This window comes from Streptomyces sp. N35 (assembly GCF_016464295.1).
Lineage (GTDB): Bacteria > Actinomycetota > Actinomycetes > Streptomycetales > Streptomycetaceae > Streptomyces.
This window is the reverse complement of sequence record NZ_JAEIMH010000024.1, coordinates 20156-30059: the sequence shown is the minus strand read 5'-3', so window position 1 is coordinate 30059 and position 9904 is coordinate 20156. Positions and strand designations below refer to the sequence as shown.

Genomic DNA, 9904 nt, shown 5'->3' with positions numbered 1-9904 from the left:
GCTCCGATCCGCCTTCGGACGACCCCTGACGGAGTGTCCGGGCCCCTCGGGGAGCTCAGCGTGCTAGCGCGTCACTGGTTCTGGTTCTCACCGCGGTAGTACTCGAAGACCCAGCCCCACAGGCCGACCAGGATGATCGGGGCCGAGAAGTAGAGCAGCCACCAGCCGAAGACGACGCCCATGAAGGCGAGCGCGCCACCGACACCGAGCGCGAGCGGCTGCCAGCTGTGCGGGGAGAAGAACCCCACCTCGCCGGCCTCGTCCGCGACATCGGCCTCCTTGTTGTCCTGCGCCATCTGGTCCACGCGCCGGGCCGTGAAGGCCAGGTAGTAGCCGACCATGATGCACAGACCGAAGGCGAGGAACAGAGCCGTGGTACCGGCCGGCTCCTTCGACCACACGCCGTAGACGATCGCCATGGCGAGCACGAAGACGCTCAGCCAGATGAACATCTTTCCTTGGACCTTCACTTGCCTGCCTCCTTGCCGCCCGCGAGGGCCTTGTCACCGTGGCCGGAGGCGGCCAGCTGTTCCTGCTCCATGGCGACGATCTCCGGGTGGTGCAGATCGAACGCCGGGGATTCGGAGCGGATACGCGGCAGCGTGAGGAAGTTGTGCCGCGGCGGCGGGCAGGACGTGGCCCACTCGAGCGAGCGGCCGTAGCCCCACGGGTCGTCGACCTCGACCTTCTTGCCGTACTTGGCGGTCTTCCAGACGTTGTACATGAACGGCAGGATCGACATACCGAGCAGGAAGGACGCGATCGTCGAGATCGTGTTCAGGGCCGTGAAGCCGTCGGCCGCGAGGTAGTCCGCGTAACGGCGCGGCATGCCCTCGGCGCCCAGCCAGTGCTGCACCAGGAACGTGCCGTGGAAGCCCACGAACAGCGTCCAGAAGGTGATCTTGCCGAGGCGCTCGTCCAGCATCTTGCCGGTGAACTTCGGCCACCAGAAGTGGAAGCCGGCGAACATCGCGAAGACGACGGTGCCGAACACCACGTAGTGGAAGTGCGCCACCACGAAGTACGAGTCCGAGACGTGGAAGTCCATCGGCGGCGAGGCCAGGATGACACCGGTCAGACCACCGAAGGTGAAGGTGATCAGGAAGCCGATGGTCCAGAGCATCGGGGTCTCGAAACTCAAGGACCCCTTCCACATCGTTCCGATCCAGTTGAAGAACTTCACGCCTGTTGGCACGGCGATCAAGAACGTCATGAAGGAGAAGAACGGCAGGAGCACTCCGCCGGTGACGTACATGTGGTGCGCCCACACCGTCACGGACAGACCCGCGATCGCGATCGTCGCACCGATCAGACCGATGTAACCGAACATCGGCTTGCGCGAGAAGACCGGGATGATCTCGGAAATGATGCCGAAGAACGGCAAGGCGATGATGTACACCTCTGGATGCCCGAAGAACCAGAAGAGGTGTTGCCATAGCAAGGCGCCGCCATTTGCGGCATCGAAGATCTGCGCTCCGAATTTACGGTCCGCCTCCAGGGCGAACAGCGCGGCCGCGAGCACCGGGAAGGCGAGCAGGACCAGCACACCGGTCAGCAGCACGTTCCAGGTGAAGATCGGCATACGGAACATCGTCATGCCGGGCGCGCGCATGCAGATGATGGTCGTGATGAAGTTGACCGAACCGAGGATCGTGCCGAAGCCGGAGAAGGCCAGACCCATGATCCACATGTCGGCGCCGATGCCCGGCGAGCGGACGGCGTCCGACAGCGGGGAGTAGGCGAACCAGCCGAAGTCGGCCGCACCCTGCGGGGTGAGGAAACCGCCGACGGCGATCAGCGAGCCGAACAGGTAGAGCCAGTAGGCGAACATGTTCAGCCGCGGGAACGCCACATCGGGAGCACCGATCTGCAGCGGCATGATCCAGTTCGCGAAGCCCGCGAACAGCGGCGTCGCGAACATCAGCAGCATGATCGTGCCGTGCATCGTGAACGCCTGGTTGAACTGCTCGTTCGACATCAGCTGCGTGCCGGGACGGGCCAGTTCGGCGCGCATGAAGAGCGCCATCAGACCGCCGATGCAGAAGAACGCGAACGACGTGACCAGGTACAGCGTGCCGATCGTCTTGTGGTCGGTGGTGGTCAGCCACTTCACCACGACGTTGCCGGGCTGCCTGCGCCGGACCGGGATCTCGTTCTCATACGAGTCCTCGGCTTCGGCGGCACCCTTTGGTTGCTCGTTGAGGATGCTCACAGTTGGGTCTTCTCCGAGTTCCTGGCATTGTCCGTCTGCTCAATGCCGGCCGGGACATACCCGGTCTGGCCCTTCTTCGCGAGCTCTTCCAGGTGCTCCTGGTACTTCTCGGGAGAAACGACCTTCACGTTGAACAGCATGCGGGAGTGGTCCACGCCGCAGAGCTCGGCGCACTTGCCCATGAAGGTGCCCTCCTTGTTGGGGGTCACCTCGAAGACATTGGTGTGGCCCGGGATGACGTCCTGCTTCATCAGGAACGGCACGACCCAGAAGGAGTGGATGACGTCGCGCGAGGTCAGCACGAAGCGGACCTTCTCGCCCTTCGGCAGCCACAGGGTCGGACCCGGGTTGTTGTTCTGCGGGTTCCGGGTGCCCGGGGTGCCGATGTCGTAGACACCGCCGGCGCCGGCCGGGAACGCGTCCCGGTACTTGTCCGGGATGTCCGCGAGGTTCTCGTCCGTCTTGGCGTCACCCTTGGAACCGGGCACGTTCTCGACGTAGTTGAAGCCCCAGCTCCACTGGAAGCCGACCACGTTGACCGTGTGGGCGGGCTTCTCGGACTGGGCGAGCAGCTTCGTCTCGTCGCGTGCCGTGAAGTAGAAGAGCACCGAGACGATGATGAGCGGAACCACCGTGTACAGCGCCTCGATGGGCATGTTGTACCGGGTCTGCGGAGGAACCTCGACCTTGGTGCGGCTGCGCCTGTGGAAGATGACACTCCACAGGATCAGGCCCCAGACGAGCACGCCCGTGGCGAGCGCGGCGGCCCATGAGCCCTGCCACAGGGAGAGGATCCGAGGAGCCTCCTCCGTGACGGGGGTGGGCATTCCAAGGCGGGGGAAATCCTCGTACGTACAACCTGTAGCGGTCGCAAGAATGAGGCCCGCAGTCAGCACCTGCGGCAGCTTCCGCCGCATCGGGCGCCGCGACGAGCGGTCGGAGCCGTTGGGACTCACGTAGCGCCTTCCCGAGAGTCTCGCCCGCTCGACCGGGCTCGTCCATGATGCTTGGTCGGGCACCGGCCCGTGTACGGGCAGGGGTTTGGATGTTTATGCGGACCAAACCCTACTGGACGCTATTTGGGGTCGCGCGGGGAGGGTGCCCAACGCGCCGGGCGACGACCCGAAGGGGTGGAAAACCGCCCTTGAACAGGCAACTGACGGTCCCTCGACTGATACCGGCAGTAAGTCGGTGCGGCCTTGGCCGGACAGGCGGCCGGTGCGGCTGCGACCCCTCGTACGGATGAGCGGCGCAGGTAGCGTGAGGACGTGCCGTACTTCGATGCCGCGACCTCCGCCCCCCTGCACCCTGTCGCCCGGCAGGCCCTGCTCGCCGCCCTGGACGAGGGCTGGGCCGACCCCGCCCGGCTCTACCGCGAGGGCCGCAGGGCCCGGCTGCTACTCGACGCCGCGCGTGAGGCGGCGGCCGAAGCGGTGGGCTGCCGCCCGGACGAGCTGGCGTTCACCGCCTCCGGTACGCAGGCGCTGCACACCGGGATCGCGGGCGCCCTGGCCGGACGGCGGCGCGCCGGGCGTCACTTGATCGTGTCCGCCGTGGAGCATTCCGCGGTGCTCCATTCGGCGGCGGTCCATGAGGGGCAGGGCGGTGAGGTGACGGAGATCCCGGTGGACCGGGGTGGCCGGGTCGACGCTTCTTTGTTCGTACGGGCACTGCGCGAGGACACCGCGCTGGCGTGTCTGCAGTCCGCCAACCACGAGGTGGGCACCGTGCAGCCGGTCGCGGAGATCGCCGAGGTCTGCCGGGCGACCGGGGTGCCGCTGCTCGTGGACGCCGCGCAGTCCCTTGCGTGGGGGCCGGTGGAGGGCGGCTGGTCGGTGTTGACGGGCAGTGCGCACAAATGGGGCGGTCCGGCCGGTGTGGGCCTTTTGGCCGTACGCAAGGGAGTGCGCTTCTCCGTACAAGGTCCCGTGGACGAGCGGGAGTCGGGGCGGGCGCCCGGGTTCGAGAATCTGCCGGCGATCGTCGCGGCGGCGGCCTCACTGCGGGCCGTGCGGGCCGAGGCGGCTCAAGAGGCGGCCCGGCTACGGGAGTTGACGGCGCTGATCCGGGCGCGGGTGCCGGAGCTCGTGGCGGATGTGGAGGTCGTCGGCGACCCCGAGCGGCGGCTGCCGCATATCGTCACGTTCTCTTGTCTCTATGTCGACGGCGAGTCCCTGCTGCACGAGCTGGACCGGGCGGAGTTCTCCGTGTCGTCCGGCTCCTCCTGTACGAGCTCCACGCTGACGCCGAGCCATGTACTCAAGGCGATGGGGGTGCTGAGCGAGGGCAATGTGCGGGTGTCGCTGCCGCCGGGGACCGCACGCGAGGACGTGGAGCGGTTCCTCGCCGTGCTGCCGGACGCGGTCGCTTCCGTACGGGAGAAGCTGGGGGCGCCGGTCACGGGAGCCGCGTCGCAGGGGCTCGCGTCGCTGGTTCTCGACACGCTCGGCAAGCGGTGTCCGCTGCCGGTGATCGAGCTGGCCAAGGCCATCGGCCGGGTGAAGGTCGGCGGCACGGTGACCGTGCTCTCCGACGACGAGGTGGCCGAGCTGGACATCCGCGCGTGGTGCCATCTGCGCGAACAGGAGTACGTGGGCGAGGAGCCGGCGGACCAGGGGTGGGCTTACGTGGTCCGCCGGCTCGTCTAGCCCTGCGGGTGGGTGGCGCCTGCGGCGGGCTGGTTTCCCTGCTCAAACGCCGCAGGGGCCGAATTACGCCAGGTGTTCCTTGACCTCGGCGGCCGCCTCGAAGCCGTACGCCTTGGTGAAGCGGTCCATGAAGTGGGCGCGGCGCAGGGTGTACTCCTGCGTGCCGAGCGTCTCGATCACCAGGGTCGCGAGCATGCAGCCGATCTGGGCGGCGCGCTCGAGCGAGACACCCCAGGACAGACCGGACAGGAAGCCGGCGCGGAACGCGTCGCCCACGCCGGTCGGGTCGACCTTGGCGTCCTCCTCCGGGCAGCCGACCTCGATGGCCTCGTCGCCGACGCGCTCGATGCGCACACCGCGCGAGCCGAGGGTGGTGACGCGGTGGCCGACGCGGCCGAGGATCTCCTCGTCGCTCCAGCCGGTCTTGGACTCGATGAGGCCCTTCTCGTACTCGTTGGAGAAGAGGTACGTGGCGCCGTCGAGCAGGGTGCGGATCTCGTCACCGTTCATCCGCGCGATCTGCTGCGAGAAGTCGGCGGCGAAGGGGATCTCGCGGGAACGGCACTCCTCGGTGTGGCGGAGCATCGCCTCCGGGTCGTCCGCGCCGATGAGGACCAGGTCGAGGCCGCCCACCCGGTCGGCGACGGTCTTCAGCTCGATCAGCCGGGCCTCGCTCATCGCGCCCGTATAGAAGGAGCCGATCTGGTTGTGGTCCTTGTCCGTGGTGCACACGAAGCGGGCCGTGTGCAGGGTCTCGGAGATGCGGACCGAGGCGGTGTCGACGCCGTGCCGGTCGAGCCACGCGCGGTACTCGTCGAAGTCGGAGCCCGCGGCGCCGACGAGGATGGGGGCGGTGCCGAGCTGTCCCATGCCGAAGCAGATGTTCGCTGCGACACCTCCCCTGCGGACGTCGAGGTTGTCGACGAGGAAGGAGAGGGAGACCGTGTGCAGCTGATCGGCGACCAGCTGGTCGGCGAAGCGGCCGGGGAAGGTCATCAGGTGGTCGGTGGCGATGGAGCCGGTGACTGCGATACGCACGACGTTGAGTCTCCTGCGCGTGGGCTGGGGTTGACACCTCACGCTACCGGGAAGTCCCCGTATCTCTGAACCGGTCGACCGGACAAGTCACCACCGTCGGCGACCTGGCGAAATTACCGGAAAGTAGGGGTTTTTCTGGCGGGCACGACGTGCGTACGGTGCGGTTATGTCGAAGCACATGGCGCCCGCGCCGCACTCCCCCGTCTCCCAGGACTTCACGCTGAAGCAGCTGCAGGGGGACTGCGCCCGAATGGTGCCGCACTGGGCCGCGCCCCAGGCCTCCGTCGTCTCTCCCGTGCCGCCCTCGCGGATCCATGGGATCGTCGTGCCACCGGCGTCCGCGCGGATGCTGGACGCGATGTCCGAGTACGGGGACTGAGCGCCCCGCACCCGACTCGCCAGGGAACCGAACACTCTCCCGGGCCGTCCCACTGTCGATCCCCCGTTGTGGGGAGTCGGCATACGGTCCGGGATGCCCGGCCCTGGTGAAGGAGTTCAGTCGTGAGCACCGATGGCTTGGATGAGGAAACCCGCAGGCCGACGTCGCGCCTCGTGGTCGCCTCGGTCGCGGCGGCCGTGCTGCTCGCGGGCGGCGGGGGCGCCTATCTCGCCACCAGCGGCTCCTTCGGCGGTGGACGCGGTGACTCCGGTGCGCCCGCCGGTGACGGCACTCCTCCCCCGTTGACGCTCGACGGCTACACGCCGAACGCCGACGGCGGTGAACCGGTGCCGGGCGGTGCGCAGTTCACGGCGCGGGGCGAGCTGCCCGAGGCGCCCGAGTCCGTTCCTGTGTACCGGGCCTCGGGTGAAGTCGCGCAGGAGCAGGTCGCGAAGCTGGCCGAGGCGCTGAAGGTGCCGGGTGAGGTGACCTCTCAGGGGGCCGAGTGGCGGGTCGGCACGGGCAAGAACGCGCCGCTGCTCACGGTGACCAAGCAGGCACCCGGGACATGGACCTATTCGCCGCTGGTCAACGACGCGGAGACCTGCCCGCGCGAGGGCGGCTGCGACAAGCCCGTCGGTTCGTCCGGGCTCGCGAACCTGCCGTCGGTCGACGAGAAGACGGCGAAGGCCGCGGCCGCTCCCGTACTGAAGGCGCTCGGGCAGGACGACGCCAAGCTCGACGCGCGGCAGACGATGGGTGCGGAGCGCGTGGTCAACGCGGATCCCGTGGTGGGCGGGCTGCCGACGTACGGCGCCTCGACCGGGATCAAGGTCGGGCCGAACGGTGAAGTCTCCGGCGCGAGCGGGCAGTTGGCGAAGCCGGTGAAGGGCGCCGAGTACCCCGTGATCAGCGCCGAGACAGCGCTCGAGCAGCTCAACTCGGCGCCCTCCGGGATCGCGCCCGGGAAGATCGGGGGCTGCGCCAGCGCCGTACCGCACAAGGACGATCACACCGTCGGTGAGCCGCAGCAGCCGTGCGATCCGGGTGCGAAGCCGGCGCCGCCGAAGCCGCAGCAGGTGAAGGTGGAGTCCGCCGTGTTCGGTCTTGCCGCGTACCACGAGAAGGGGCGGCAGGTCCTGGTCCCGTCGTGGCTCTTCTCGGTGGCGCAGGCGGGTGCGGAGCCGGTGACCGTGACGCATCCGGCGGTGCGGAAGGAGTTCCTGCGCTCCCCCGCACCGCTGCCCTCCGACCTGCCGAGCTCCGCCGAGCCCCCGGCCGAACCCGCTCCGGACGAGCCCGGGGACGGTTCCGCGGAGCCTCGGAGCGTGCACATCGAGTCGTACAGCGCCTCGGACCGTACGCTCACGGTGCACTTCTGGGGCGGGGTGTGCAGCGACTACGCGGCGTCCGTGAAGGAGAGCGGCGACCGGGTCGAGGTGACGGTGACGGAGACGCCGCAGAAGCCGGGGACGTACTGCATCATGATCGCCAAGGAGCTGAAGGAGACCGTGCAGCTGGACCAGCCGCTCGGGAACCGGGAGGTCGTCGGGCCGGACGGGGCGCGGGTACCGGCCGAGTAGCGCCTCCGAGGCATACGCGAAGGGCGGCACCCCGTCGTACGGGGTGCCGCCCTTCGCGGTGCTACGGGACGTTCAGGCTTAGCTGAACGAGTCGCCGCAGGCACAGGAGCCCGTGGCGTTGGGGTTGTCGATCGTGAAGCCCTGCTTCTCGATGGTGTCGACGAAGTCGATCGAGGCGCCGCCCAGGTACGGGGCGCTCATGCGGTCGGTGACGACCTTCACGCCGCCCTCGAACTCCTTGGTGACATCGCCGTCGAGCGAGCGCTCGTCGAAGAACAGCTGGTAGCGCAGGCCGGAGCAGCCACCGGGCTGAACCGCGACACGCAGCGCCAGGTCGTCACGGCCTTCCTGGTCGAGCAGAGCCTTGACCTTGGAGGCGGCGGCGTCGGACAGGATGATGCCGTCGCTCACGGTGGTCTTCTCGTCCTGAACGGACATCTACATCTCTCCCGGGTAGTACGGAGACTGCTTCCGCTTCCGCCAACCTCGTTGGGCACCGAATCATTCCCCGTCGGCGGGGGCGATTTCCGGCGTGCGGCCGCGCTTGTCTCTTCATGCTCGCACACCGGGCGGGTACGGGGCACGGCTCGGCCCCGAGGGCCGGAGCGCTCGGCCGCAGGGGAATGCGTCACATCGACGACATCAGACATCGTCAATCTGACGTGAAGCGGTTATGATAGATAGCGTCAATTCGACGAAAAGCAGGCCCGGACGGTGGGCTCTGCCCGCCGGAAGAAGAAAGGGTGCGTGACGTGACCACGGCCCAGGACCTTGCCCCCAGCTTTGAGCCGCAGCCGACTCCGCTCGCCCTGCTGCTGCTCGGCCGCGAAGCCGACCCCAAGAGCGAGCGCGGCGTGGACTGCCCCGGCGATCTGCCCTCTCCGTCCGACCCGGACCTGGTCGAGCGTGCCCGCGTCGCCAAGGAGAAGCTCGGCGACAAGGTGTTCGTGCTCGGGCACCACTACCAGCGCGACGAGGTCATCCAGTTCGCCGATGTCACCGGTGACTCCTTCAAGCTCGCGCGGGACGCGGCCGCCAAGCCGGAGGCCGAGTACATCGTGTTCTGCGGTGTGCACTTCATGGCCGAGTCCGCCGACATCCTGACCGGCGACGACCAGAAGGTCGTGCTGCCGGACCTGGCCGCCGGCTGCTCGATGGCCGACATGGCCACCGCCGAGCAGGTCGCCGAGTGCTGGGACGTGCTGACCGACGCCGGCATAGCCGAGCAGGTCGTGCCGGTCAGCTACATGAACTCCTCCGCCGACATCAAGGCCTTCACCGGCAAGCACGGCGGCACCATCTGCACCTCGAGCAATGCGAAGAAGGCTCTGGACTGGGCCTTCGAGCAGGGCGAGAAGGTGCTCTTCCTGCCGGACCAGCACCTGGGCCGCAACACCGCCGTACGCGACATGGGGATGTCGTTGGACGACTGTGTGCTCTACAACCCGCACAAGCCCAACGGCGGCCTGACTGCCGAAGAGCTGCGCAACGCCAAGATGATCCTGTGGCGCGGGCACTGCTCGGTGCACGGCCGGTTCAGCCTGGACAGCGTGAACGACGTGCGCGAGCGCATCCCGGGTGTCAACGTGCTCGTGCACCCCGAGTGCAAGCACGAGGTCGTCGCCGCGGCGGACTACGTCGGGTCGACCGAGTACATCATCAGGACCCTTGAAGCCGCCCCGGCCGGCTCCAAGTGGGCCATCGGCACCGAGCTCAACCTGGTGCGCCGCCTTGCCAACCGGTTCGCGGCCGAGGACAAGGAAGTGGTCTTCCTCGACAAGACCGTGTGCTTCTGCTCGACCATGAACCGGATCGATCTCCCCCATCTCGTATGGACGTTGGAGTCGCTGGCGGACGGCAAGCTCGTCAACCGGATCCAGGTCGACAAGGAGACGGAGAGCTTCGCCAAGCTGGCGCTCGAGCGGATGCTCGCGCTGCCGTAGCCCGGTTTCGGACCGTACGCGAAAGGGGGCCCCCCCGGTCCGCGGGGGGCCCCTCCTGTGCCCGACGGGGGTCAGATGGTCCCCGGCTCCCCCCCGGCCCC

The 9904-nt window shown here is 68.1% G+C and carries 9 protein-coding genes; 4 read left to right on the top strand and 5 right to left on the bottom strand.

Annotated elements, in window-relative coordinates; genetic code table 11:
• Positions 1-71 precede the first annotated feature (71 nt).
• Genes JAO81_RS15450 through coxB form a run of 3 tightly spaced genes read right to left on the bottom strand, consistent with a single transcriptional unit; the run spans position 72 to position 3168 of the window.
• Positions 72-470, bottom strand: coding sequence for a cytochrome c oxidase subunit 4 (locus JAO81_RS15450; RefSeq protein ID WP_199548427.1), 399 nt, complete (start codon positions 468-470; stop codon positions 72-74).
• Positions 467-2212, bottom strand: a complete 1746-nt coding sequence (ctaD, locus tag JAO81_RS15445; protein WP_199548426.1) for a cytochrome c oxidase subunit I — start codon at positions 2210-2212, stop codon at positions 467-469. The genes JAO81_RS15450 and ctaD overlap by 4 nt, the downstream gene beginning before the upstream one ends.
• Positions 2209-3168, bottom strand: a complete 960-nt coding sequence (gene coxB, locus JAO81_RS15440) for a cytochrome c oxidase subunit II (protein WP_199548425.1) — start codon at positions 3166-3168, stop codon at positions 2209-2211. Before coxB ends, ctaD begins: the two co-directional genes overlap by 4 nt.
• Positions 3169-3480: 312 nt before the next feature.
• On the opposite strand from coxB, the gene JAO81_RS15435 reads away from it, so the two are divergent.
• The gene (locus JAO81_RS15435; protein ID WP_199548424.1) at positions 3481-4860 is read left to right on the top strand and encodes a cysteine desulfurase/sulfurtransferase TusA family protein; all 1380 of its coding nucleotides are present in this window, start codon (positions 3481-3483) and stop codon (positions 4858-4860) included.
• A gap of 63 nt (positions 4861-4923) precedes the next feature.
• Here the strand turns inward: JAO81_RS15435 and JAO81_RS15430 are convergent, their stop codons facing one another.
• Complete coding sequence (locus tag JAO81_RS15430; protein ID WP_199548423.1) at positions 4924-5898, bottom strand: carbohydrate kinase family protein; 975 nt, start codon at positions 5896-5898, stop codon at positions 4924-4926.
• Positions 5899-6064: 166 nt separating this feature from the next.
• On the opposite strand from JAO81_RS15430, the gene JAO81_RS15425 reads away from it, so the two are divergent.
• Together JAO81_RS15425 and JAO81_RS15420 are read left to right on the top strand one after the other, a co-directional pair.
• Positions 6065-6277 (top strand): hypothetical protein, encoded by a 213-nt coding sequence (locus JAO81_RS15425; RefSeq protein ID WP_374194297.1) that lies wholly within the window; start codon positions 6065-6067, stop codon positions 6275-6277.
• A 122-nt stretch (positions 6278-6399) separates the two neighbouring features.
• Positions 6400-7860 (top strand): hypothetical protein, encoded by a 1461-nt coding sequence (locus tag JAO81_RS15420; protein WP_307813398.1) that lies wholly within the window; start codon positions 6400-6402, stop codon positions 7858-7860.
• 78 nt (positions 7861-7938) lie between these two features.
• Here JAO81_RS15420 and JAO81_RS15415 read toward each other — a convergent pair whose 3' ends face one another.
• Positions 7939-8298, bottom strand: coding sequence for an iron-sulfur cluster assembly accessory protein (locus tag JAO81_RS15415; protein ID WP_165332111.1), 360 nt, complete (start codon positions 8296-8298; stop codon positions 7939-7941).
• A 305-nt stretch (positions 8299-8603) separates the two neighbouring features.
• On the opposite strand from JAO81_RS15415, the gene nadA reads away from it, so the two are divergent.
• Complete coding sequence (nadA, locus tag JAO81_RS15410) at positions 8604-9803, top strand: quinolinate synthase NadA (RefSeq protein ID WP_199548422.1); 1200 nt, start codon at positions 8604-8606, stop codon at positions 9801-9803.
• Positions 9804-9904 lie beyond the last annotated feature (101 nt).

Bases quoted from the DNA above. Each gene is read 5' to 3' on its own strand.
- JAO81_RS15425 (WP_374194297.1), top strand. From the start codon at position 6,065: ATGTCGAAGCACATGGCGCCCGCGCCGCACTCCCCCGTCTCCCAGGAC.
- JAO81_RS15415 (WP_165332111.1), bottom strand. From the start codon at position 8,298: ATGTCCGTTCAGGACGAGAAGACCACCGTGAGCGACGGCATCATCCTG.